This window comes from Methylobacterium sp. Leaf456 (genome assembly GCF_001425465.1).
Lineage (GTDB): Bacteria > Pseudomonadota > Alphaproteobacteria > Rhizobiales > Beijerinckiaceae > Methylobacterium.
On sequence record NZ_LMQV01000012.1, the window covers coordinates 387196 to 409543 of the forward strand.

The following is a 22348-nucleotide window of genomic DNA, read 5'->3' on the forward strand; positions in this document are numbered from 1 at the left end:
CTAAAGGCAACATTTGTTCGATCTTGGCCGTAGGCGATTGCGCTTCGCCTCGACCGGAACGAAGATCGTTCCGTGCCGGCCTGCGCCGGTTTGCAGAACGATTCTTCTCAAGGGGCCGATGATGACCAGCGTGAACGTCGAGATGGTGAAGTGCGCCTGCCCGGACTGCGTCTGCGTGGTCTCGCTGGAAGGTGCGGTGAAGCGCGACGAGAAGGCGTTCTGCTGCGACGCCTGCGCCGACGGCCATCCCGAGAAGGACGGCTGCGACCACGCCGGCTGCACCTGCCACGGCTGATTTTTAAGGGAGCGGCAACTCGTAGAGCCGCGCCGGGAGGCCCTTGAACGAGGTCTCCACCCGAAACAGGTGGCCGGCCATCGGATCGATGGCCGGATCGCGCCCGCGCAGGCAGGTCGTGACGTAGAGCGTGGTGAGGTCCGGCCCGCCGAAGGCGCATTTCGTCACCAGGGCCGTTGGGATCGGCACGACCCGCTCGACCGTGCCGTCGGGGCGGAAGCGGGTGATGCGCGAGGCGCCGTAATGGCAGATCCAGAGATGGCCCTCGGCGTCGAGCGTCAGGCCGTCGGGCTTGCCCCAGCCGTCCTCGAAGCGGATCAGCGGCTCCGGGGCGCCGATGGCGTCGCCGTCGAGGGTGTGGCGGCGCACGATCCCCCGCGCGGTGTCGATGGTGTAGAGGTGCCGCCCGTCCGGGCTCGCGACGGGGCCGTTCGTCACCGCGGCATCGCCTCCGAAGGTCAGGAGCCGCCGTCCGTCCCAGCGATGAAAGCTGCCGGTCGCCGCCTCCTCCGCGTCGTCCATGCTGCCGAAATAGAGATGTCCGTCGGGGCCGACATTGCCGCTGTTGAGGCGGTTGCCGACGGAGGCATCGTCGGGGCGGACGATGGGGCGGCGCGTGCCGTCCACGAGATTCAGGGCCGCCACGCCCGAGCGGAAGCCCGCCACCACGGTCTGCGGGTTCGGCGTCGGCAGGGCGAAGCTCAGCTTCTCGTCGAGCGCGAGACGCTTCGTCTCCCCGCTTTCCGTCCAATGCCGCCAGATCGCCGGGTTCTCGATATCGACCCAGAGCAGCGAGGCGTCGCGGGCATCCCACAGAACCTCCTCCCCGAGGGTGCAGCCGCAGGCCACGGCGACGCGGACGGGGTCGGGATGGGTCGTCGGTGTCATCGGAGCTCCACAAGGCTTCGTGCGGTCAACGCTCGTGGGCGGCGTTGGTCACGGTGCCTCAGCACGTCGTCTCCGCAATGATCTCGGTGTTGATGGCGAAGGCCGCCATCGCGCCCTCCGCGGCCGCCACCACCGCGAACTGGACACGGCGCGAGGCGTCGCCCGCAACGAACAGGCCCGGCACGTTGGTGCGCTCGTAGTCGCGGGTCGGGACGACGCTGCGGGTCTCGTCGAGTTCGCAGCCGAGTTCGGTGACGAGCGGGGAGGGGCTGCAGGCGAACGGCATCACGAACAGGGCGGCGCAGGGGATGTCCGTGCCGTCGCGGAAATGCAGGCGGTGCGGGCGGGCACCGTCGCCGTCGAGCCGCTCGACCGCCGCTTCGACCACACGAATACGGTTGCGGGCCAGCCGCGCCCGGTCCTTGTCCGAGAGGTCGCCGTCGGGGCCGTCGGTGCAGAGAGTGATATCGCGGCTCCACCCCGTCAGTTCGAGGGCGAGTCCGCAGCCGTCGTGCCCTCGCCCGTAGATGGCGAGCGGCCGGTCGCGCACCTCGTAGCCGTCGCAATAGGGGCAGGAATGGACGCCCGTGCCCCAATAGGTGTCGAAGCCGGCGACCGGCGGCAGGTCCTGGCGCAGGCCGGTGGCGAGGATCATCCGCTTGGAGCGCGCAATGCGCCCGTCGGCGAGGCGGACGGAAAAGCCGTCCCCGTCGCGGGAGGCGCCGGTCACCTCGATCTCGCGATGCTCGACGGTGTCGTAGCGGGAAAGATCGGCCCGTGCTTGCGCCCGCAACTCGGCGGGCGGCGTGCCGTCGCGGGTGAACAGGCCCCAGGTCGCCGGGGTGTTGGCGTTGCGGGGTCGGCCCGCATCGCAGATCAGGACGCGGCGGCGGGCGCGCCCTAGGATCAGGGCGGCGTTGAGCCCGGCCGGGCCGCCGCCCACGATGATCACGTCGTACATGGAAGCCTCCCGGGCCGACCCGGGAGACAAGCGTTCGCGAAGGAGAAGAGTTCAGGCGGCCGACTTCACCGGCACGCCCTTCTCGGACAGGAACTGCTGGAGTTCGCCCGACTGGAACATCTCGCGGGCGATGTCGCAGCCGCCGACGAACTCACCCTTCACGTAGATCTGCGGGATGGTCGGCCAGTTGGAGAAGGCCTTGATGCCCTCGCGGATGCCCATGTCGTCGAGCACGTTCACGCCCTTGAACGGCACGCCGAGGTAGTTGAGGATCTGCACGACCTGCCCCGAGAAGCCGCACATCGGAAACTGCGGCGTGCCCTTCATGAACACGACGACGTCCTGCGACGCGATCTCGTTCTGGATGGTGGTGTTGGTGTCGGTCATCGCTTGGTTCCTATTCAAAGTAGTTGGTTTAGGCTTTGGTTGTCGGAAGGGTACTATCGGGGTTCGGCCAAGCCAGTAGCCCCCGCTAGCCGGACGAGTGCTGCGTCGATATCGAGCACATCGGCCAACAGCTCATCGAGTGAAAGCGGACAGGTCTTCGGCAGACGCGGGAGAAGGGCATCACCGTAAGCGATCAACGCGGATTCGGCGTGCGCCTGTGCAAGTCTCCACACATCATCCATCCTGATACGCTGGCGCATCGCCTTCTCATATCGAGCACGCGCGGCAAGATGGAACGTCATCGTCTCCTGGCGCCAATGCAGGCTGGGGCGCGCCATCGGCGCAGAAGCCTGCTTGAGAAGATGCGCCAGAAGCTGCGTGAGCAGGCCCTCGACCGCGTGGATCTGTGAACGCCCCACGCTCTCGATCTCCTCGGCGACATTCTCCCAATCGACCGCATCGGACAGATCGCTGCGCGCGCCGAGCGCGCGCAGAGCAGCCGCCTGCTCCTCGGCCCAGGTCACGATGTCGTCGTCGTAGAGGCTCGGCCGGTCCATCGGGGCGACCCGCTTCGTTCGGTGGATGCCCTAATCCTGGGGGACGCCCGTGGTCAGCGCAAGGGCGTGGAGCACGCCGCCCATGCGCCCCTGGAGCGCGCCGTAGACCATCTGATGCTGGGCGACGCGGGTCTTGCCCTTGAAGGCGGTGGAGATGACGGTCGCGGCGTAGTGGTCGCCGTCGCCGGCGAGATCCTTGATCTCGACATGGGCATCGGGCAGCGCCTCGCGGATCATCGACTCGATCTCGCGCGCATCCATCGGCATGGGGTCTCTCCCGTTCTCGTCAGGCGGCCGGGGCGGCCGGCTGGCTCGCCATGTAGGCCGGGAACCAGTCCTCGTGGGCGGCCTTCAGATCGGCCACCGATATGCTCTCCTCGCCCGGCAGCACCAAGCCGTCGCCGCCGACGATGCCGATTGTCGCGGCATCGATCCCCTGGGCCGAGGCGCTGTAGAGGAGGTCGGCCGCCGCTTCCGCCGGGAGTGCGATCAGGTAGCGCCCCTGGTCCTCGCCGAACAGGTAGGCGTGGGGCGGCAGCGCGCCGTCCGGCACCGCGGGGAGCGTCGCGCCGATCCCGCCGGCCATCGCCATCTCGGCGACCGCGACCGCGAGGCCGCCGTCGGAGAGGTCGTGGACGGTGTCGGCGAGGCCGGAAAGAATGAGGCTGCGCACGAAGTCGCCGGCCTTGCGCTCGGTGGCGAGATCGACGGGCGGCGGGGCGCCTTCCTCGCGGCCGGCGATCTCCGAAAGGTAGAGCGACTGGCCGAGCCACCCTTGCGTGCGCCCGATCAGCACCAGTACGTCGCCCTCGCGCTTGAGCGAGAGGGTGGCGTGGCGCTCGATGTCGTCGAGGACGCCGACGCCGCCGATGGTCGGGGTCGGCAGGATGCCGACGCCGTTGGTCTCGTTGTAGAGCGAGACGTTGCCGGACACGACGGGGAAGTCGAGGGCGAGGCAGGCCTCGCCGATGCCCTTGAGGCAGCCGACGAGCTGGCCCATCACCTCGGGCTTCTCCGGATTGCCGAAGTTGAGGTTGTCGGTGATGGCCAGCGGGCGCCCGCCCACCGCGGTGATGTTGCGCCACACCTCGGCGACCGCCTGACGCCCGCCCTCGACCGGGTCGGCCTCGCAGTAGCGCGGCGTCACGTCGGTGGCGATGGCGAGCCCCTTCGGGCCGTCCTCGATGCGCACGATGGCGGCGTCGCCGCCCGGCTTCTGCACGGTGTTGCCGAGGATGAAGTGGTCGTACTGCTCGTAGACCCAGCGCTTGGAGGCGAGTTCCGGCGAGCCGATCAGCACTTTAAGCGCCTCGGCGTTCGAGATCGGCGCAGCGACCTCCGCGGCGGCGATGACCGGCTGGTGGGTGTTGGCGATGTGGGGCCGGTCATAGAGGGGAGCCTCGTCGCCGAGTTCCTTGATCGGCAGGTTGGCGACGGTCTCGCCGTTGTGCTTGATGACGAAGCGGAGCGTGTCGGTGGTGTGGCCGATGACCGCGAAGTCGAGGCCCCACTTCACGAAGATGGCCTGCGCCTCCGCCTCCATGCCGGGCTTGAGGACCATGAGCATGCGCTCCTGGCTCTCGGACAGCATCATCTCGTAGGGGGTCATGCCCTCTTCGCGGGTCGGCACCTTTTCGAGATGCAGCTCGACGCCGAGATCGCCCTTGGCGCCCATCTCGACCGCCGAGCAGGTCAGCCCCGCCGCGCCCATGTCCTGGATCGCGATGACGGCGCCGGACGCCATCAACTCCAGGCAGGCTTCCAGCAGCAGCTTTTCCGCGAAGGGGTCGCCGACCTGCACGGTCGGGCGCTTCGACTCGCTGGCCTCATCGAACTCGGCCGACGCCATGGTGGCGCCGTGGATGCCGTCGCGGCCGGTCTTGGAGCCGAGATAGACGATCGGGTTCCCGACGCCGGTCGCCGCGGCGTAGAAGATCGCGTCCGTGCGGGCGAGGCCGACCGCCATGGCGTTGACGAGGATGTTGCCGTCGTAGCGGCGATGGAAGCCGACGAGGCCGCCGACCGTCGGCACGCCGAAGGAATTGCCGTAGCCGCCCACGCCCGCGACGACGCCCGAGACGAGGTGGCGGGTGCGCGGATGATCCGGCGAGCCGAAGCGGAGCGCGTTCAGCGCCGCGATCGGACGCGCGCCCATGGTGAACACGTCGCGAAGGATGCCGCCGACGCCGGTCGCCGCGCCCTGGTACGGCTCGATGAAGCTCGGGTGGTTGTGGCTCTCCATCTTGAAGACGCAGGCCAGCCCGTCGCCGATATCGATGACGCCCGCGTTCTCGCCGGGGCCCTGGATCACCCACGGGGCAGAAGTCGGCAGGCCGCGCAGATGCTTGCGCGAGGACTTGTAGGAGCAGTGCTCGTTCCACATCGCCGAAACGATGCCGAGTTCGGTCAGCGTCGGCTCGCGGCCGACCAGCGCGCGGAAGCGTTCGTACTCGTCCGGCGTCAGACCGTGCTGGCGCACGAGCTCGGGAGTGATCGGAACGTCGTTGCGAAACATCCGCAGCCTTTGCTCAAAACCTACGTGCGAAAGCCGCAACGGCTCCGCCGCCCCGCCGGACTCGCGACCTACCCCATATGAGGCTGGCACGACGCGGGCTCCGCTCTAGAGCGGAACGGGAGCCGCTGCAAACGCCGAACCGCATCGCAAGAGGATCGCGCGCGAGGCGGTCCGGCTTTTCCTCACGATTCCTCGAACGACCCGGAAGGGGCAAGCTCGCTCGGCCTTGAGCGGGGGCCGCCGCGGGCCGTCAAACTTCGACCCTCCGGCGCTTCGCGCATCAGGCAGCAGTCTTGGGCGGCGCCGCGAGGCGGGCGACCGCCGCGTGGACCGGCTCGGGCCCGGCCACGAAGGCGGCGTAGTCGAAGGCGCCGGGCGCTCGGCTCGACATCAGCAGTTGGAAATGCATCCGAAACAGGTTCCAGCGCCGCCGCGCGACGATCTCGGGCTCGATCAGGTCCTCGATCGACACCCGCAGGAACGCGATGCGCCCCGGCGGCGGGGCGGTGAGGCCAGAGGCGCTCAGCGGATCGCGCAGGTGGATCGACAGCCAGTCCCATTTGGCGCGGACATCGAGCCAACCGAAGCGCGTCTCGGCGCCGATCCGGGCGAGCGCGGCGCGCGGTTTCTCGGCCTGCGCGTCGAGGGTGATCCAGGGGATCACGCTGCCGATGGTCACCAGCGTCACCGGGGTGCCGCGGCTGCCGAAGCCGGGGTCCTGCGCCAGGGCGCGGTCGAGGGCCTCCAGCGCGAGGAAGCTCGACGAGGAATGGCCGATCACCACGATCTCGGAGGCCTGTCCCTCGGCGGCACGGATGCGCTCGGCCCAGGGGTCGAGCCGCCGGTGCATCGCCGGCTCGCGGCCCGAGGCGTGGTCGTGGGTGAAGGCGGTGTCGTCGACGAGATGCGCGACGTAGAGGGGCTTACCCCGCGTCACGCGCATGACGAGGCCGAGGATCGCGTAGGCCAGCAACGGGACGAGGACCGCCTGGGCGAGGCCGGGAAGGGGCGCGAACGACACCAAAGCGGTTGCCAGCACGAGGCTCAACACCACGAAGGCGACATACAGCAGATGGACGCCGAGGATGACGCGGTGGAAGCGCCGCGCCTCGCGCCGAAACGCCTTGAGATAGCCGCTGCGCCACAGCCGCCACCACAGGACGGGCACCGCGGCGAGACGGCGCAGGTTGGTGCGGGGGAAGCGGGCGCGCACGATATCGTCCCAGCGCAGCAGGCTGTAGCGCACCCGCGTCGTCGCGCCGTCGATCTCGCTCCTCACGTCCCAATCGAGGCTGATGTCGTCGCCTGCGCGCACCGGCTCGCTCACGGCGATGCGGATGCCGTGGCGCTCGGAGGTGATGCGGCTCTCGCGGCGAAACAGGCCCCAATAGGTCTCGGGTTCGCGCGGGTCGAAGCCCGGCAGGTAGAAGACCTGCCGCACCGGCTCGGAAGAATCGGGGCGGGAAATGGCGGGCTGCCTTCTTTTCCGAGATGCGGCCGGCGGCCGGTCCCGCTGGCCTACACGATGGCAAGCGGGCGCGGCGAGGGCAAAAGGGCAACGCCTCGGGCTTCCGAATCACCGCCGTCATTCCGGGGCCGCGCAGCGGAACCCGGAATCCACGACGGGCCGCAGCGCTTCATGGAGCCGCGCATCACGGGTGGATTCCGGGTTCGCCTTCGGCGCCCCGGAATGACGGCGGTGGGTGAAAGACCGCCACACTCAACCCGCCTCCAGCCATTCCCTGAGCTTGGTCCAGCGGCGGCGGACGGTGCCGTCCTGCACCGCCATGCGGATCGCCCGGGGCTGGCCGACCAGCACGACGAGGCGCCGCCCGCGGGTCAGCCCGGTATAGAGCAGGTTGCGCGCCAGCATCGTGCGGTGCTGCGTCACCACCGGGATCACCACCGCCGGATATTCCGAGCCCTGCGCCTTGTGGATCGTGGTGGCGAAGGCCGGCACCAGCGTATCCAGTTCGGCGAAGGGATAGACCACCAAGCGCCCGTCGAAATCGACGCTCAGGGTCTCCTCCGCCCTATCGAGGGCGGCGACCGTGCCGAGATCGCCGTTGAACACGTCGCGGTCGTAGTCGTTGCGGGTCTCCATCACCCGGTCGCCGGGGGCGAAGCGCCAGCCGAAGCGCTCGACGAGGACCGGCGGATCGGGGTTCAGCACCGCCTGGAGCCGGTGGTTGAGGTTGCGGCTCCCCATCGTACCGCGGATCATCGGCGTCAGCACCTGGATGTCGCGGGCCGGATCGAGGCCGAAGCGGCGGGGAATGCGGCGGGCCACCAGCTCGACCAGGGTATCGAGCCCGGCCTCGGGCTCGTCGATCTCGACGATGTGGAAGTCGCTTGTCTCGCCCCGCGGCGGCGCCTCGGGCCGGCGGCCGGTGTTGACCCGGTGGGCGCTGGTGACGATCCGGCTCTCGGCGGCCTGCCGAAAGATCTCGGTGAGGCGGGCCACCGGCACGCGGCCCGAGGCGATGACGTCGGAGAGCACCTGCCCCGGCCCGACCGAGGGCAGCTGATCGACATCGCCGACGAGGATCAGGGCGGCGCGCTCCGGCACCGCCTTGAGCAGCGCGTGCATCAGCGGCACGTCGACCATGGAGGTCTCGTCGATGACGACGAGGTCGGCGTCGAGGGGATTCGCCTCGTCGCGCTGGAAGCCGCCGTTGCGCGGATCGATCTCCAGCAGGCGATGGATCGTGCGCGCCTCGATGCCCGTCTGCTCGGCCATGCGCTTGGCGGCGCGGCCAGTCGGGGCGGCGAGCAGCACGCGCACGCCCTTGGCGGTGAGGATGCGCAGGATCGCGTCCAGCGTGCTGGTCTTGCCGACGCCGGGCCCGCCGGTCAGCACGCACAACTTCTTGGAGAGAGCGAGGCCCACGGCCTCGGCCTGGGAGGCGGAGAGCGCCTTGCCGGTCCTGGCCTCGACCCACGGGCGAGCCAGGGCCAAATCGATCGATGGCCAGGGCGGCGCGCCGGCGGCGCGGTCGAGGAGGTGGGCGGCCATCGCCCGCTCGGCCCCGTGCAGTCCTTTCAGGAACAGGCACGACTCACCGGACAGCGTGTCGGCCACGACCTCGCGGCCTTCACGGAGCGCGAGCGCGGCGGCGCAGCGCACGAGGTCGGGGCCGACTTCGAGCAGTTCGGCGGCCGAGCGCACCAGCGCCGCGACGGGGAGCCCGCAATGGCCCTCGTCCATCGCCTTCTGGAGCGCGTAGCTGATCCCGGCAGCGAGCCGCTGCGGCGCCTCGGGGGCGAGGCCGAGCCGGATCGCGATGGCGTCCGCGGTCCGAAAGCCGATGCCGCGGATGTCGCGGGCGAGCCGATACGGGTCCTCGGCCATGACCTTCAGGGAATCCTGGCCGTAAGTCCGAAAGATGCGGGTGGCCCGCGCGGTGCCGACGCCGTGGGCGTGCAGGAAGATCATGATCTCCCGCACGGCCCGCTGCTCGGCCCAGCCCTTCACGATCCGGGCCGCGCGGGTCTTGCCGATGCCCTCGACCTCGGTGAGGCGGCCGGGCTCGGCCTCGACGATCTCGAACACCATCTCGCCAAAGGCCGCGACGATGCGCTTGGCCATGAGCGGACCGATGCCGCGCATCTGCCCCGAGGCAAGGTAGCGCTCGATGCCCTCGATCCCCGTGGGCGGGGTGACCTGCAACGTCTCGGCGCGGAACTGAAGTCCGTGCTCGCCGTCGGTGGTCCAGCGGCCGGACGCCGTCATCCACTCGCCCGCGGCGATGGCCGGCGCATGGCCCACGACCGGCACAAGTTCGCGCTTGCCGCGCGCGTGGACCTTGAGCACGCAGAAGCCGGTCTCGGCGCTGTGGAAGGTCACCCGCTCGACCGAACCCGCCAGCACATCCATGGGTGACCCTATTCAGGTTTCGAAAGGACGCGTCCTTTCGCGGGTCCAGGGCAGAGCCCTGGTCGGCGAAGCCATCATGGGGCTCCGCCCCAAACCCCGCCAAAGGGATGATCCCTTTGGGAACCCCGGACTTACGCGGCGCGTCCGCGGGCGGGCTTCTTGGCCGGTGGCCAGCCGAGCGCGCGCAGGCGGGCCTTGGCGTAGTCGCGCACCTCCTCGCGGGTGCCGTTCGGCATGGCGTTGAGGATGCCTTGGGTGCGCTCGTCGAGCATCAAGTCGGTGACGGCGTTGATCGACTCGGCCTCGTCGATCAGGCGCTTCAGGTCGGCCTCCTGCTCGGTCACCTCGTCGAAGGCGGGCGGGGCGTCGTAATCCTCGTCCACCGCGCGGATCGGCACACCGTGGGTCTGGCGGAACTCGTCGGCCTCCTCCTCGGAATAGACGAGGCCGTGCAGCTCGATCAGCTTGAGGATGACCCGGTCCTTGGCCCGCTTCTCGGCCATGGCGTAGACATAGGCCGCCTGACGGCCCGAGACGCGGTAGTTCACGTTCACCAAAGCTTCGCCGATCGACCACTCGATCCGCTCCTCGCCCGCCTTCTCGCCGGGCATCCGGCCGGTCACGAGGATCACCGCCTCGTCGCGCTCCGAGCGGATCAGCGTCGGCGGGTCGAAGCGGAGGCGGGTGTGGGCGGCGATCCGCTCCAGCGTCTTGTGGTAGATCACGGCGGTGCCCTGCACGCGCCAGACATTGCCCGCGAAGGGCTCGCCGTAGCGCACGAGGATGTCGGCGATCTGCTTGTCTGCGGTTCTCATGGTGAGGTCCCTGAGGCCCGTGATGGGATGCGCGGCGGCGCTCGTTCGTGTTTTGTTCTGTTGACGATTTATATGTGGATAAGTGTGGACGAGGCAACGCGCCCGCCTGCGGCGGCGGGTCGCTGGTGCCTGTGGATAAGCCTGTTGAGTGGGCGCCTCAGCCCGGCGCGCCGCGAGCGCCCGCGGCATCGCTCAAGAACTCGCGGATCGCATCGGTGAACCGCTCGCCGTAGGCCTCGCGCTTGCGTTCGCCGACGCCGTGGATCGAGCGCAGCGCCCAGAGATCGACCGGCTTGCCGCGGGCCATCTCGATGAGCGTCCGATCGGGAAACACCATGAAGGCGGCGATCCCCTCCGCACGGGCGATGGTGGCGCGCAGGCCCCGCAGATGCTGGAACAGCGCCTCGTCGGCCTCGTTCAGCCCGTCCGTGGCGTCCTCGCTGCGGGTCGCGCGGCGGCTCCTCGGCTCGGCCTTCTTCGGCTCGGGATCGAAGCGCACCTGCACGGTCTCGCGGCCGAACAGGATCGCCTCGCCCTTCTCGGTCATGACGAGGCCGCCATAGCCGTCGGTGTTCTCGGCCACCGCCCCGGCGGCGAAGAGCTGGCGCAGGAGCGCGCGCCACGCCGCCACCGGCTTGTCGGCGCCGACCCCGAAGGTCTTGAGCGCCGTGTGGCCGTTGCGGCGGATCGGCTCGCTCTCCTTGCCGTGCACCACGTCGCAGACGTAAGCGGCGCCGAAGCGCTGCCCGGTGCGCACGATCGCCGAGAGCAGTTTCTGGGCGCTGACCGTGCCGTCGATGAGCGAGACGCCGCCGCGGCAGAGGTCGCACCGGCCGCAAGGGGCGCTCGCCTCGCCGAAATAGCCGAGCAGCGACTGACGGCGGCACACCGCGCCCTCGCACAGGCCGATCATCGCCTCGAGCTTGCGCCGCTCGACCCGGCGGCGCTCGTCCGGAATCTCCTTCTCGTCGATCTGGCGGCGGCGCAAAGCCATGTCGTCGAGGCCGTAGAGGGTCAGCGTGTCGGAGGGCAGCCCGTCGCGCCCGGCGCGGCCGATCTCCTGATAATAGCCCTCAATGTTGGTCGGCATGTCGGCGTGGCAGACGTAGCGCACGTCCGGCTTGTTGATGCCCATGCCGAAGGCGATGGTAGCGGTCATCACCACCCCGTCCTCCTGCAGGAACGTGTCCTGATTGCGCGCCCGCGTGCCCTGGTCGAGGCCGGCATGGTAGGGCAGGGCGTTGAAGCCGTCGCCCTTCAGCGTGTCGGCCAGTTGCTCCACGCGCTTGCGCGACGAGCAGTAGATGATGCCGCTCTCCGAGCGCCGATCCTTCAGGAAACGCGCCAGCTGCCGCGTCGGGTTGTCCTTCGGCTGGAAGGTCAGGCGGATGTTCGGCCGGTCGAAGGAGTGGACGAAGGTTTTTGGAGGCCGCCCGGCGGGAAACAGCCGCTCGGCGATCTCGGCGCGGGTGGCGGCATCCGCCGTCGCCGTGAGCGCCAGCGTCTGCACGTTGCCGAGCGCCTCGCGGGCGCGGGCGATCTCGCGGTATTCGGGCCGGAAGTCGTGGCCCCATTGCGAGACGCAGTGCGCCTCGTCCACGGCGAGCCGGCGCACGCCCGCGCTCTGCAGCGCGTCCATGCAGCCGTCCATCAGGAGCCGCTCGGGCGAGACGAAGAGGAGACGCAGTTCGCGTGAACGGATCTTGCGCCACGTCTCGCGGGACGCCGTCTCGGCGATGGTCGAGTTGAGGGTCGCGGCCTCGATGCCGAAGGCGTGCATCTGCTGCACCTGATCGTGCATCAGCGCGATCAGGGGCGAGACCACCACGGTCAGCCCGTCATCGACCAGCGCGGGCAGCTGGTAGGTCATCGACTTGCCCGAGCCCGTCGGCATCACGGCGAACACGTCCTCGCCGTCGAGCACGGCGCCGATCACCTCGTCCTGCCCAGGCCGGAAATCGTCGTAGCCGAAGGTCTTCTGGAGCGCGGCACGGGCCTCGGCGAGGCGAGCGGACATGGGGTCTCGGAGGCTCAAGGGGAGGGAGGGCCGGCGCGCTTGCCCGCGCGCCGCACGCCTTCTAACTCATCGCAGCCGCGCGAGGCACCCGGCCATGTCCCTGACGATCGACGACGAGATCGACCGGCTCGCCGAGCGGCTGGCCTCGGTCGCGCGGGTCGACAAGGAGGAGGCGGTGCGTATGGCACTCGCCCACGAGCTGCAACGACGCGAAGGGTCGCTGGCCGAGCGGATTAAGCCGATCCAAGACGCGTTCGCCGCATGGCCCAAGACAGGCCTGAAGACCGACAAGGCGTTCTACGACGCGTTGAGCGGCGAGCCCTGATGCGCTCCCCCACCGCCTCACCCGTCGCCCAAAAGAATCCGTCCGTCGGCGACGCGCACGAGGTCGGCGCGGCCTTCCAGCTCGCCGAACAGCGCCGGGTCGGCCCCAGTCATCCACACCTGGCTCTCCAGCGCTTCCAGCGCATCGAACAATCCGCCGCGCCGGCGCGGATCGAGATGAGCGGCGACCTCGTCGAGGAGAATCAGCGGCGAGAGCCCGCTCATGGCGCGCACGAGGCGCGCATGCGCCAGGACGAGGCCGATCAGCAGCGCCTTCTGCTCGCCGGTGGAGGCGGTGGCCGCCGGCACGTCCTTGGGGCCGTGGCGCACGACGAGGTCGGTGGTCTGGGGCCCGATCAGCGTGCGGCCCGCGGCGCGGTCGCGGTGGCGGCCCTGCATCAGGGCGCGGCGGAACCGGTCCTCGGCCTCCAGGGCCGGCCAGACCGCGACGAGGTCGTCGAGGTCGCCCTCCAGCCGCACCGAGGCCCAGGGGAAGGGGGCGGCGTCGTCCCGCGTCTCGGCGATCAGCCGGTCGAGGCGCTCGGCGGTCTCGCGGCGGGCGAGCGCCACGGCGACGCCGAGTTCGGCCACTTCGCGCTCGACCGCGTCGAGCCAGCGGCCGTCGTCCGGGCGCTCGTCGAGCAGACGGTTGCGCGAGCGCAGCGCCCGCTCCATCGCCGAGACGCGGGCGCCGTGGCTGGCATCGACCGCGAGGACCAATCGGTCGAGGAAGCGCCGCCGGTCGCCCGCGGGGCCGCGGAACAGCCCGTCGAGATCGGGGGTGAGCCAAACGACCCGCAGGAATTCCGAGAAGGCGACGGGCGAAGGCGCCGCCGCCCCGTCGATGCGGCAGACCCGCGTGCCGCGCGCCTCGTAGACGGGCGGCTCGTAGCCGGTGCCGAGCCGGTGCTCGGCCTCGCCGCTGTCGAGCGTCACCGACACCGCGAAGCCGCCGGGGCCGGTGACCCGCGCCATGGTGGCGAGGTCGGCCCGGCGCAGGCCCCGGCCGGGGCAGAACAGCGAGACCGCCTCCAGCACGTTGGTCTTGCCCGCGCCGTTCTCGCCGACCAGCGCCACGAAGCGACGCGCGGTCGAGAGGTCGAGATCGACGTGGTTGCGGAAGTCGCGGGCGATCAGGCGGGTGAGGCGTGTGCCTCCCGGCGGCATGTCCGTCGCGGCGATGTCCATCGCGGCGATATAGCCGATCCGGCGCGGGCCGGAAGCGGCCTCACACCCGCATCGGCATCAGCACGTAGAGCGCGGGCGCGCCCTCGCGGTCCTGGATCAGGGTGGGCGAACCCGGATCGGCGAGCTTGAACAGGGCGGTGTCGCCCTGGAGCTGGGCGGTGATGTCGAGGAGGTAGCGGGCGTTGAAGCCGATATCGAGGGCGGACGCCTCGTAGTCGGCATCCAACTCCTCGGTCGCGGAGCCGGCATCCGGGTTGGTCACCGAGAGGGCGAGGCGCCCCTCCATCACCGAGAGCTTCACGGCGCGCCCGCGCTCGGACGAGATGGTCGAGACGCGATCGACCGCGCGGGCGAAGGCGTCGCGCTCCACCGTCAGGCGCTTGTCGTTGCCGGTCGGGATGACGCGCTGGTAGTCCGGGAAGGTGCCGTCGATCAGCTTCGAGATCAGCGTCACGCCGCCCGCGAAGGTGAGGCGGATCTTGGCCGGCGAGAGTTCGACCGCGATGCTCTCGCCGCCGTCGTCCACGAGCTTGATGATCTCGGCGACCGCCTTGCGCGGCACGATGATGCCCGGCATCCCCCGGCTGCCCTCGGGCGCCACGGTCTCGACGCGGGCGAGCCGGTGACCGTCGGTGGCGACCGCGCGGAGCTTGGCCTCACCCTCGACCTCTATCGTGTGGAGATAGATGCCGTTGAGGTAGTAGCGCGTCTCCTCGGTCGAGATCGCGAACTGGGTTTTTTCGATCAGCAGCTTCAGCTCGGAGGCGGGAATCGAGAAGGAATGCGGCAGCTCGCCCGCGGCGAGATCGGGGAAGTCGCCCTCGGGGAGCGCGCCGAGCGCGAAGCGCGAGCGGCCGGAGCGGATGGTCATCTGCCCGGTCTCGCCGGAGGTCTCGAGGGAAACCTGCGCGCCGTCGGGGAGCTTGCGGACGATGTCGTAGATGACGTGGGCCGGCACGGTGGTGGCGCCCGCGTCCAGCACGTCGGCCGGCACGGTCTCGGTCACCTCGATGTCGAGGTCGGTCGCCTTGAGCTGCAGGCCGTTCTCGGCGGTGCGCAGCAGGACGTTGGAGAGGATCGGGATGGTGTTGCGCCGCTCCACCACCCGGTGCACGTGGCCGAGCGATCTGAGGAGGGCCGCGCGCTCGACAGTGACTCTCATCGATGAACCCGTGATCTCTCGCAACGAAGCCCGCCCGCTCGGAGGCTCGGCCCGGAGCCGTGAGCGGGGAGGGGCCGCACAGCTTGGCGAAGCGCCCCCGTGAAGGCAAGGGCGTGGAAAGGTCTGTCCCGTCTCCGCGAGCACCGAAGCTCGACGAGTGCGCAGCCTCATTCACCGACGCGGTCATTCCGGGGCGCCGCAGGCGAACCCGGAATCCACGACTGGCCGCGACGCCTCGTTCAGCGTCGCATTACGGGTGGATTGCACGCCTCCGGCGCGCCCCTCCGGGTCCGGGCTCGCTTCGCGCCCCGGAATGAGGGTGGAGCCCCTCAATCCTGAAGCATGCGCTTCAGCAGCTCGACCTCATCGCCCAGCACCGCGTCCTCGCCGATCTGCTTCTCGATCTTGCGCACGGCGTGGAGCACCGTGGTGTGGTCGCGCCCGCCGAAGCGGCGGCCGATCTCGGGGAGCGAGCGCAGCGTCAGGACCTTCGACAGGTACATGGCGATCTGGCGCGGCTTGACCACGGCGGCGGTGCGGCGCTCGGACAGGATGTCGGAGCGCGAGACGTTGTAGCGCGAGGCCACCAGCTTCTGGATGTCCTCGATCTTCACGCGCTTGGGCTCGCGGTTCTTCACGAGGTCGCGGATCGCCGATTCCGCGGTCTCGACCGTCACCGGCGCGCCGGTGAGCGTGGCGTGGGCGAGCAGCCGGTTGACCGCGCCTTCGAGGTCGCGGCCGTTGGCCGTGATGGCGCGGGCCACGTAGGCCGAGACCTGGGGCGAGACCTCGAAGTTCGGGTGGCTCTGGCGGACCGCAGCGAGCCGGGCCGAGAGGATCGAGGTGCGCAAGCCCTCGTCGAGGTTGCCGATCTCGACCACGAGGCCGCCCGCGAGGCGCGAGCGCACCCGCTCGTCCAGGGTCTCCAGCTCCGTCGGCGGACGGTCTGAGGCGACGACGACCTGGCGGCCGGAATCGATCAGGGCGTTCAGCGTGTGGCCGAACTCCGTCTGGATCGACTTGCCCTGGATGAACTGCACGTCGTCGAGGATGAGCAGATCGATCGCCCGCAGCTTCTCCTTGAAGGCCAGCGCGCTCTGGGTCTTCAGGGCGTTGACGAAGCCATACATGAAGCGGTCGGCGGTCAGGTAGATGACGCGGCGGCCCGCCTCGCGGGCGGCGTGGCCGGCGGCGTGCAGCAGGTGGGTCTTGCCCAGGCCCACGCCGGCATGGACGTAGAGCGGGTTGTAGAGCGCGCCCTCGCCGTCGTTGCGGGCGACGCGCTCGGCCGCGGCATGCGCCAGCGCGTTGGAGCGGCCGACGACGAAGCTGGCGAAGGTCAGGCGCGCATCGAGCGGCGCGCCGTTGAGATCGACCGCGCCCGCCTCGCCGCGGGGCACCGCGATCTCGGTCTCGACCATCGGGCCGGGGCCCTGGAGCGCCGCCGGGGTCGCGGTGGCGTGGAGGCGGTTCAGCGGGCCGCTGGTCGGGCTCGGCTTGCCGGCGCTCGGGGCCGGGCGGACCGGCGCCGAGGCGCCGCGCACGCCGACCTCGATCCGACCGACGCCGTCGGCCTCGGCCCGGAAGGTGGTGAGCACCCGATCGAGATAGTGCGATTCGATCCAGCTCTTGAGGAAGCGGGTCGGCACGGTCAGCCGGGCGACGCCGCCCGAGACCTCTTCCAGTTCGAGCCGGGCGAACCAGCTCGCGAACACGTCCTCGCCCAGTTCGGCCCGCAGGCGCCGCTTCACCCGCCCCCAGGCGGCGGAGACATCGACGCCCCGCCCATCTCCGCCATTCCCGCCGTCCGCCATGCTGCCGTCGAGGTGCATCGAAACTCTCCTCGCAGCCGCCCGGCGGACCGGAATGCTGCGTACGCAGTACAAAACGAGAGGGCCCACCCGACTCGGGGGCGGGACCGATGAACTCCGCGGCGCTGTCAAGGGGCAGGCCGGCGGCTGTCGCTCAAGAAGGCTGTGTATCAACAATCCTCTATCGTTCTCCTAACAACGGGACGATCGGGGACAACTTCTTCGCCGGCACGGAGTCGTGATCGCGCTTCGCCAGAGTCGTAGGCGTGGGGGCATCTTGGGGAAGACTCGCGCGCGGCCGGTGTTGACCTTGTGGGGTGCTTTACGCCGCAAGGTTTCGTTAAGCTACACGCTCGGGCACGACCTCGGGAGTCGTTAACATTTCATACGTGGTTAACGAAGACTTGCCGGGGCCGGAATCGGGCGGCGCAAGAGGCATCCGGGGACAAGCAGGCCGCCGCTGTGGAGAAGCGGCAGAGTCCGGTGCATGGCGCGAGGGTCGCTCCAGGCAACAAAAAAGCCCGGCGCAAGGCCGGGCTCGGGTCGTCCGTAGCGATGTCGCCCGGCTCGGGTGAGCCGGGGAGGGGGCCTTAGGCGGCGATGGCCTTCACCCGAGCGGCGAGGCGCGAGACCTTGCGCGAGGCGTTGTTCTTGTGAACGATGCCGTGCTGGGCGGCGCGCATGATCTCCGGCTCGGCGGCGCGGAGCGCGGCGAGCGCGTTGTTCTGGTCGCCGGAGGCGATGGCCTCCTCGACCTTACGGACGAAGGTACGCATCCGCGAGGTGCGCGAGCGGTTGATCGCCGTGCGCTTGGCGATCTTGCGGGTCATCTTCTTGGCCGACACGGTGTTGGCCATGGGGCATCCTCGTCTGTTCGCAGCGGCCGCGATCCGAGCCTGGGGCATTCCCCCTGTCGGTCGGCGCAGCCTGAATGATGGGCAATGGCGAAGCGTCCGGTCACTCGAAGCGACCGGCCGCGGAGCGCGTCCTATAGCGACGCCCCCGCACGTCGTCAAGAAATCCCCCAGCGTGATCGCTTCCGGCGATCGCGCTGGGGCTCTTTCGTCTTGCCTCAAGCGCCGGCGGCCGCATCCGCGGCCTTGGCTTTCGCTCCGCTCGACGCCTCGGCTGACGCCGAGGCCGCTGCGCGCGGCGCTCGTCGCGCCGGGCATGCGGCCGTGCCTCCTGCGAAGGCAGGACTGTGACAGTCACATCACGGGTCCGACGCCCCCTCGATTTTCCTGTCCCCGAACCGCGGCGGGAGCGTTGCCAAGCGCGATCCGATCCGCTAATGCCCCCTCACGTTCGGCGCAGGCACTGCCCGCCGGACCCGCGCTGCGGTAGCTCAGTGGTAGAGCACCTCATTGGTAATGAGGAGGTCGAGAGTTCAATCCTCTCTCGCAGCACCATTCACATCACTCCACAATACTGAACACCGAGATCATCGCGTCTCAGCTTGATGCTGACGCTGCACAGGTCTGTCACGGCATCGGCTGCGCGGGCCGCGACGGCTTGCGAGGTCCCGGCAATTCTCTGTCGGGCGCGCGCTACACCTTCATATCCACAAGCTGCCCTTGGCCGGGCGGGGCCGGCGGGGAAGCCGATTGGGCGACCAGTTGCGCCACCGAGCGCTCGGTGGCGATCTGCTGACGGGCGATGGCCGTGCCGACCTGCTGCGAGAACGCGGCGGCCTGCATCTGGACGGCTTGGGCGGCGATGGTGCTCATGCGAACAGCGTAGGGACGGGGCGGTGAACGAACCGTATCGCCCGCGGGCGGGCCGGTTGGCGGATGCGGCGCACCGCGCCATAACGCGGCCCGGCCGGGGGCTCTCCGTCGGCTGCATCCGGGCCACTGTTTCCCCGATGCGAGCTTACGCCCTCCGCGATCGGTCCCCAAAATGCCGCCCGACAGTCCACACGATGCGTCCGGCGGGGAAAACCTCCCCCTCCACGCGCTGCTGGGCCGGTTCGAGAGCATCGGCGACAATTGCGAGTTCGGCCTCGTGCAGCGCTATGCCGGCATCGAGCCGCTGGGGCTCATGCGCTTCTCCGCCTCGCGGATCGACCAGCTGCTCCACGCGCTCGATTCGGATTTCGCACTCTACGGCCGGGGCGACGACCTGTTCGTCTATCCGCACGTGACCGGCTACCTGTTCTGCCGCAGCGGCCGCTACGACTTCGAGTACAACACCGGCCATTTGGCGGGCAGCGACGATCTCGCCGCCGTGCTGAAGCGCGAGGCCCGTAAGGTCGGCTATCTCAAGCGCCGCCTGCTCGAAGACCTGCAGCTCGGCGAGAAGATTTTTTTGCGCAAGGCCGGGCCGGAGGAAGGTCCTGCCGAGGCTACGGCCTTGCTGCGAGCGCTACGCCGGCACGGGCCGTCGGAGCTTCTTGTGGTGCGGGCAGCGGAGGGCGCGGCGACGGTCTGTCGCCACGAAGGAGGCTGGTGGGAGGGGACGGTGGCGCGCTTCGCCCCCTACGATCTCGCGGCGGCGGTCCACCTGCCGCCCTGGCTCGACCTGTGCCGCCGCGCGTGGACCCTCATCCACGGCCTGCCCGACTTGGCTCCTCCGCCCCCGCGCAACCTCCTGCCGCCCTTGAGCGGCCGGCTGCGGCGACATCGGCCCGAACCGGGCGAGGACCAGACGGTGTTCGGCCCGCTGATCGATCTGGAACCGCGCGACCGCAAGGCGGTGCATGCCCTGACCTGCTGGGTCTGGATTCCGCGAAGCTATCGCGGGGAGGGGATCGCCGCGGCCATCGGCGACCGGCGCATCCGCTGGCGCGAGGCCGATCTCTCGCTTCGGGACCGGTGGCAAAAGGTCCACGTCACCGCGACGCTGCCCGACGAGCATCGGAAGCTGCGGGTCGGCCTCGTCTCCCGCGGTCGCGACGCCGGCTTTTTTCGATCTGCCGGCTGGTTCCTTGCCGAGAGCCCCGAACCGAATGAGTCCGAACGCCCGCCGATCGCGGCGCGGCTGCTCACACGCGGCTGAAAGCCGAGCGGGTGCCGTCATCCAAGCCGCCCTGCTATGAGCACTCGGACGCACAAAAAACCGGACTGCGCATGATCCCGGATGCAATCGACGCCCGCCTGACCGACATCTTTCGCGAGGTCTTCGACGATCCCGCCCTTGTGGTGCGGCCGGAGATGACCGCCCGCGACGTGGCCGGCTGGGATTCGGGCCGGATGGTGGAGATCCTGATGGCGACCGAGGACGCGTTCGGGATCACCTTCACCACCCGCGAGGTCGATGCGCTCGCCCGCGTCGGCGACCTTTCGGACGCGGTTGCCCGCAAACTCGCCGGGGGCTGACGTGCCCGATCTCGACTGGCTGCCCGATCCCGGCCCCTGGGCCGAGCGGCTGGCGGGCTTGCGCGACGCGCCTTCTTGGGGCGGCTTCGTCGCTCTGGCGAACACCCGCCTCAACGCGGTCCGCACCAACGCGCTGGCCCGCGCCCTCGACGCCGCCTTTCCGGAAGCGCCTCCGGGGCTGGCGCGCCCGCCGGTGCGGCTCGCGGTGCTCGGCTCCTCGACCGTCTCGCACCTCCTGCCCGCGATCCGCGTCGCCGGGCTGCGGCGCGGGCTTTGGCTCGACCTCTACGAGGGGCCCTACGGCGGCTATCGCCAAGACATCCTCGATCCGGCCTCCGGTCTCCACGCCTTCGCTCCCGACGACATCCTGCTCATTTTTGACGCCGCCCACGCGACCGCCGGGTTCGACGTGGCGCAGGATGCCGACCAGGCCCGTCGGACGGAAGGCGCGGTGCGGGACGATTGGCGCCGGCTCTGGCGGGCGGCGCGGACGCAGCTCGGCTGCGGCCTGATCCAGCCAACGCTGCTGCCGACGCCGGTGCCGCTCGCGGGCTCGGGCGAGCACAGGCTGCCGGGCTCGCGCGCGGCAGCGGTCGCACGCCTGAACGCGGCGCTTCCCGGATTGGCGGCGGAGGAAGGGATCGACGTGCTGGCGCTCGACGCCGCGGTCCAGCGCCACGGGCTCTCGGCGTGGCACGACAGCGTGTGGTGGTGGCGCGCCAAGCAGGAGATCGCCCCGGCGGCGGCCCCCTACTTCGGCGATCTCGTCGCCCGGATGCTTGGCGCGCGCCGCGGCCTGTCGCGCAAGGCGCTGGTGCTCGATCTCGACAACACCCTCTGGGGCGGCGTCGTCGGCGACGACGGCCCGGCCGCCCTCGTGCTCGGGCCGGGCAGCGCCGAGGGCGAGGCGTTCGCCGCGTTCCAGGCTTACGCCCGCGACCTGTCGCGGCGCGGCATCGTACTGGCGGTGGTCTCGAAGAACGACGAGGCCAACGCGCTGGAGGCGTTCGAGCGCCATCCCGAGATGGTGCTGAAGCGCGGCGACATCGCCGCCTTCCTGGCCAACTGGGACGACAAGGCGGAGAACCTGCGCCGGGTCGCCGCGCAGCTGAACCTCGGCCTCGACGCCCTCGTCTTCGCCGACGACAACCCGTTCGAGCGCGACCGGGTGCGCTCGGCGCTGCCCGAAGTGGCGGTGCCGGAACTCCCGCCCGATCCGAGCGGCTACGCCGACCGCATCGCCCGGGCCGGCTATTTCGAGGCGCTCTCGGTCACCGCCGAGGATCGCGCCCGCGGCCGTCACTACGCCGCCCGTCAGGAGGTCGAGGCGCAGGGCGACGACCTGCCCGCCTACCTCGCCGGCCTCGACATGCGGCTCTTGTGGCGGCGCTTCACCGCGCCGGACCTTCCCCGCATCGTCCAGCTCGTCAACAAGACCAACCAGTTCAACCTGACGACCCGGCGCATCACCGACGCGGAGGCGCAGGCGCTCCTCACCGATTCCGACGCCTTGGCGCTCCGCTTCCGCCTGACCGACCGGCTCGCCGACAACGGCATCGTCGGCATCATCATCGGCCGGCGCTCGGGCGCCGACCTCGTCCTCGACACGTGGCTGATGAGCTGCCGGGTGATCGGCCGCGGCGCGGAAGCGGCGATGCGCGACGCCGTGGTCGCGGCGGCGCGAGACTTCGGCGCAGCCCGGCTGGTGGGCGTGTATCGGCCGAGCCCGAAGAACGGGATGGTGCGCGATCTGTATCCGCGGTTGGGCTTCAGCAGCCTCGGCCCCGACGGTGCGGAGGCGGAAGAGCGCCGCTTCGTGCTTCGGTTGGACGAGGCGGAGCCGCAGGCGGCCTCGATCCGCATCGAAGCGGAGGAATAGCGCCCCACAACGGCTCGAAAGGCTTGACTGAGACCCGCATCGTCATCGTAAGGCGAAACCGAAGCAATCCAGCGCTCCGCAGGTTCAGAAGACGGCGCCGCGCTTCTTCGATCCTCTTCCATCCCTGACCCTCATCCTGAGGTGCGGAGCGAAGCGGAGCCTCGAAGGAGGGCTCCAGGGATCGCGCGACCTCTGGAGCCCTCCTTCGAGGCCCGCCGGAGCGGGCACCTCAGGATGAGGGGGATGGGGTGGATGAGCGCTGGTGAGGAAGCCGCGGCGCTCTCTTCGGCAGGGTCGCGTTCTGGATTGCGTCAGATCCGCCTCGCGATGACGGGGTGGGGCGGCAAGCCGAGTG

The 22348-nt window shown here is 70.1% G+C and carries 20 protein-coding genes and 1 tRNA gene; 6 read left to right on the plus strand and 15 right to left on the minus strand.

What is annotated here, in order from left to right:
* Positions 1-121: 121 nt before the first annotated feature.
* Complete coding sequence (locus ASG52_RS11780; protein WP_056243241.1) at positions 122-295, plus strand: metallothionein; 174 nt, start codon at positions 122-124, stop codon at positions 293-295.
* A gap of 3 nt (positions 296-298) precedes the next feature.
* Here ASG52_RS11780 and ASG52_RS11785 read toward each other — a convergent pair whose 3' ends face one another.
* The 10 genes from ASG52_RS11785 to recQ form a co-directional block, all read right to left on the minus strand.
* The gene (locus ASG52_RS11785; RefSeq protein WP_056243114.1) at positions 299-1183 is read right to left on the minus strand and encodes an SMP-30/gluconolactonase/LRE family protein; all 885 of its coding nucleotides are present in this window, start codon (positions 1181-1183) and stop codon (positions 299-301) included.
* 58 nt (positions 1184-1241) lie between these two features.
* On the minus strand, positions 1242-2144 hold the full coding sequence (locus ASG52_RS11790) for an NAD(P)/FAD-dependent oxidoreductase (RefSeq protein ID WP_056243116.1): 903 nt from the start codon (positions 2142-2144) through the stop codon (positions 1242-1244).
* A 51-nt stretch (positions 2145-2195) separates the two neighbouring features.
* Positions 2196-2531 (minus strand): Grx4 family monothiol glutaredoxin, encoded by a 336-nt coding sequence (gene grxD / locus ASG52_RS11795; RefSeq protein ID WP_056243117.1) that lies wholly within the window; start codon positions 2529-2531, stop codon positions 2196-2198.
* 53 nt (positions 2532-2584) lie between these two features.
* Positions 2585-3088: a DUF29 family protein gene (locus ASG52_RS11800; protein WP_056243119.1), complete on the minus strand. Its 504-nt coding sequence runs from the start codon at positions 3086-3088 to the stop codon at positions 2585-2587.
* Positions 3089-3118: 30 nt separating this feature from the next.
* Entirely contained in the window at positions 3119-3355 is a 237-nt protein-coding gene (locus ASG52_RS11805; RefSeq protein ID WP_056243120.1) for a BolA family protein, read from the minus strand.
* A 19-nt stretch (positions 3356-3374) separates the two neighbouring features.
* Entirely contained in the window at positions 3375-5603 is a 2229-nt protein-coding gene (purL, locus tag ASG52_RS11810; RefSeq protein WP_056243122.1) for a phosphoribosylformylglycinamidine synthase subunit PurL, read from the minus strand.
* Positions 5604-5883: 280 nt separating this feature from the next.
* Positions 5884-7044, minus strand: coding sequence for a hypothetical protein (locus tag ASG52_RS11815; protein ID WP_056243125.1), 1161 nt, complete (start codon positions 7042-7044; stop codon positions 5884-5886).
* A 279-nt stretch (positions 7045-7323) separates the two neighbouring features.
* Complete coding sequence (gene recD2 / locus ASG52_RS11820) at positions 7324-9480, minus strand: SF1B family DNA helicase RecD2 (protein WP_056243127.1); 2157 nt, start codon at positions 9478-9480, stop codon at positions 7324-7326.
* Between the two features lie 131 nt (positions 9481-9611).
* Entirely contained in the window at positions 9612-10295 is a 684-nt protein-coding gene (locus ASG52_RS11825) for a hypothetical protein (protein ID WP_056243128.1), read from the minus strand.
* Positions 10296-10452: 157 nt separating this feature from the next.
* Positions 10453-12312 carry a DNA helicase RecQ gene (gene recQ / locus ASG52_RS11830; protein WP_056243130.1) on the minus strand — a complete coding sequence of 620 codons (1860 nt, stop codon included), beginning with the start codon at positions 12310-12312 and terminating at the stop codon, positions 10453-10455.
* A gap of 94 nt (positions 12313-12406) precedes the next feature.
* Between recQ and ASG52_RS11835 the strand changes: the two genes are divergently transcribed.
* Positions 12407-12637, plus strand: a complete 231-nt coding sequence (locus tag ASG52_RS11835; protein ID WP_056243131.1) for a type II toxin-antitoxin system VapB family antitoxin — start codon at positions 12407-12409, stop codon at positions 12635-12637.
* A gap of 17 nt (positions 12638-12654) precedes the next feature.
* On the opposite strand, the gene recF is transcribed toward ASG52_RS11835, so the two are convergent.
* From recF to rpsT, 4 genes are all read right to left on the minus strand, one after another.
* Complete coding sequence (gene recF / locus ASG52_RS11840; RefSeq protein ID WP_056243133.1) at positions 12655-13824, minus strand: DNA replication/repair protein RecF; 1170 nt, start codon at positions 13822-13824, stop codon at positions 12655-12657.
* 40 nt (positions 13825-13864) lie between these two features.
* Positions 13865-14986 carry a DNA polymerase III subunit beta gene (gene dnaN, locus ASG52_RS11845; RefSeq protein WP_056243135.1) on the minus strand — a complete coding sequence of 374 codons (1122 nt, stop codon included), beginning with the start codon at positions 14984-14986 and terminating at the stop codon, positions 13865-13867.
* Between the two features lie 329 nt (positions 14987-15315).
* Positions 15316-16818 carry a chromosomal replication initiator protein DnaA gene (gene dnaA / locus ASG52_RS11850; RefSeq protein WP_056243140.1) on the minus strand — a complete coding sequence of 501 codons (1503 nt, stop codon included), beginning with the start codon at positions 16816-16818 and terminating at the stop codon, positions 15316-15318.
* A gap of 569 nt (positions 16819-17387) precedes the next feature.
* A complete protein-coding gene (rpsT, locus tag ASG52_RS11855; RefSeq protein ID WP_056243142.1) occupies positions 17388-17654 on the minus strand; it encodes a 30S ribosomal protein S20 in 267 nt (88 codons plus the stop codon).
* Between the two features lie 477 nt (positions 17655-18131).
* Between rpsT and ASG52_RS11860 the strand changes: the two genes are divergently transcribed.
* Positions 18132-18206: transfer RNA gene (locus tag ASG52_RS11860), tRNA-Thr, on the plus strand.
* A gap of 138 nt (positions 18207-18344) precedes the next feature.
* On the opposite strand, the gene ASG52_RS11865 is transcribed toward ASG52_RS11860, so the two are convergent.
* Entirely contained in the window at positions 18345-18524 is a 180-nt protein-coding gene (locus ASG52_RS11865) for a putative motility protein (protein WP_056243143.1), read from the minus strand.
* A 172-nt stretch (positions 18525-18696) separates the two neighbouring features.
* Between ASG52_RS11865 and ASG52_RS11870 the strand changes: the two genes are divergently transcribed.
* The 3 genes from ASG52_RS11870 to ASG52_RS11880 all read left to right on the plus strand — a co-directional run bounded on the left by ASG52_RS11870 (position 18697) and on the right by ASG52_RS11880 (position 21993).
* Positions 18697-19794 carry a hypothetical protein gene (locus ASG52_RS11870; RefSeq protein WP_056243145.1) on the plus strand — a complete coding sequence of 366 codons (1098 nt, stop codon included), beginning with the start codon at positions 18697-18699 and terminating at the stop codon, positions 19792-19794.
* Positions 19795-19865: 71 nt separating this feature from the next.
* Positions 19866-20114 (plus strand): acyl carrier protein, encoded by a 249-nt coding sequence (locus ASG52_RS11875; RefSeq protein WP_056243147.1) that lies wholly within the window; start codon positions 19866-19868, stop codon positions 20112-20114.
* A 1-nt stretch (position 20115) separates the two neighbouring features.
* Entirely contained in the window at positions 20116-21993 is a 1878-nt protein-coding gene (locus tag ASG52_RS11880; protein ID WP_056243149.1) for an HAD-IIIC family phosphatase, read from the plus strand.
* Positions 21994-22348 lie beyond the last annotated feature (355 nt).

What these genes read in the sequence shown, in the direction of transcription:
- ASG52_RS11870 (WP_056243145.1), top strand. Translation starts at nt 18,697, where the DNA reads ATGCCGCCCGACAGTCCACACGATGCGTCCGGCGGGGAAAACCTCCCC.
- ASG52_RS11785 (WP_056243114.1), bottom strand. Translation starts at nt 1,183, where the DNA reads ATGACACCGACGACCCATCCCGACCCCGTCCGCGTCGCCGTGGCCTGC.
- ASG52_RS11875 (WP_056243147.1), top strand. Translation starts at nt 19,866, where the DNA reads ATGATCCCGGATGCAATCGACGCCCGCCTGACCGACATCTTTCGCGAG.
- purL (WP_056243122.1), bottom strand. Translation starts at nt 5,603, where the DNA reads ATGTTTCGCAACGACGTTCCGATCACTCCCGAGCTCGTGCGCCAGCAC.
- grxD (WP_056243117.1), bottom strand. Translation starts at nt 2,531, where the DNA reads ATGACCGACACCAACACCACCATCCAGAACGAGATCGCGTCGCAGGAC.
- ASG52_RS11780 (WP_056243241.1), top strand. Translation starts at nt 122, where the DNA reads ATGACCAGCGTGAACGTCGAGATGGTGAAGTGCGCCTGCCCGGACTGC.
- recQ (WP_056243130.1), bottom strand. Translation starts at nt 12,312, where the DNA reads ATGTCCGCTCGCCTCGCCGAGGCCCGTGCCGCGCTCCAGAAGACCTTC.
- ASG52_RS11865 (WP_056243143.1), bottom strand. Translation starts at nt 18,524, where the DNA reads ATGAGCACCATCGCCGCCCAAGCCGTCCAGATGCAGGCCGCCGCGTTC.
- recD2 (WP_056243127.1), bottom strand. Translation starts at nt 9,480, where the DNA reads ATGGATGTGCTGGCGGGTTCGGTCGAGCGGGTGACCTTCCACAGCGCC.
- ASG52_RS11800 (WP_056243119.1), bottom strand. Translation starts at nt 3,088, where the DNA reads ATGGACCGGCCGAGCCTCTACGACGACGACATCGTGACCTGGGCCGAG.
- ASG52_RS11825 (WP_056243128.1), bottom strand. Translation starts at nt 10,295, where the DNA reads ATGAGAACCGCAGACAAGCAGATCGCCGACATCCTCGTGCGCTACGGC.
- ASG52_RS11790 (WP_056243116.1), bottom strand. Translation starts at nt 2,144, where the DNA reads ATGTACGACGTGATCATCGTGGGCGGCGGCCCGGCCGGGCTCAACGCC.
- dnaA (WP_056243140.1), bottom strand. Translation starts at nt 16,818, where the DNA reads ATGCACCTCGACGGCAGCATGGCGGACGGCGGGAATGGCGGAGATGGG.
- dnaN (WP_056243135.1), bottom strand. Translation starts at nt 14,986, where the DNA reads ATGAGAGTCACTGTCGAGCGCGCGGCCCTCCTCAGATCGCTCGGCCAC.
- recF (WP_056243133.1), bottom strand. Translation starts at nt 13,824, where the DNA reads ATGGACATCGCCGCGACGGACATGCCGCCGGGAGGCACACGCCTCACC.
- rpsT (WP_056243142.1), bottom strand. Translation starts at nt 17,654, where the DNA reads ATGGCCAACACCGTGTCGGCCAAGAAGATGACCCGCAAGATCGCCAAG.
- ASG52_RS11805 (WP_056243120.1), bottom strand. Translation starts at nt 3,355, where the DNA reads ATGCCGATGGATGCGCGCGAGATCGAGTCGATGATCCGCGAGGCGCTG.
- ASG52_RS11835 (WP_056243131.1), top strand. Translation starts at nt 12,407, where the DNA reads ATGTCCCTGACGATCGACGACGAGATCGACCGGCTCGCCGAGCGGCTG.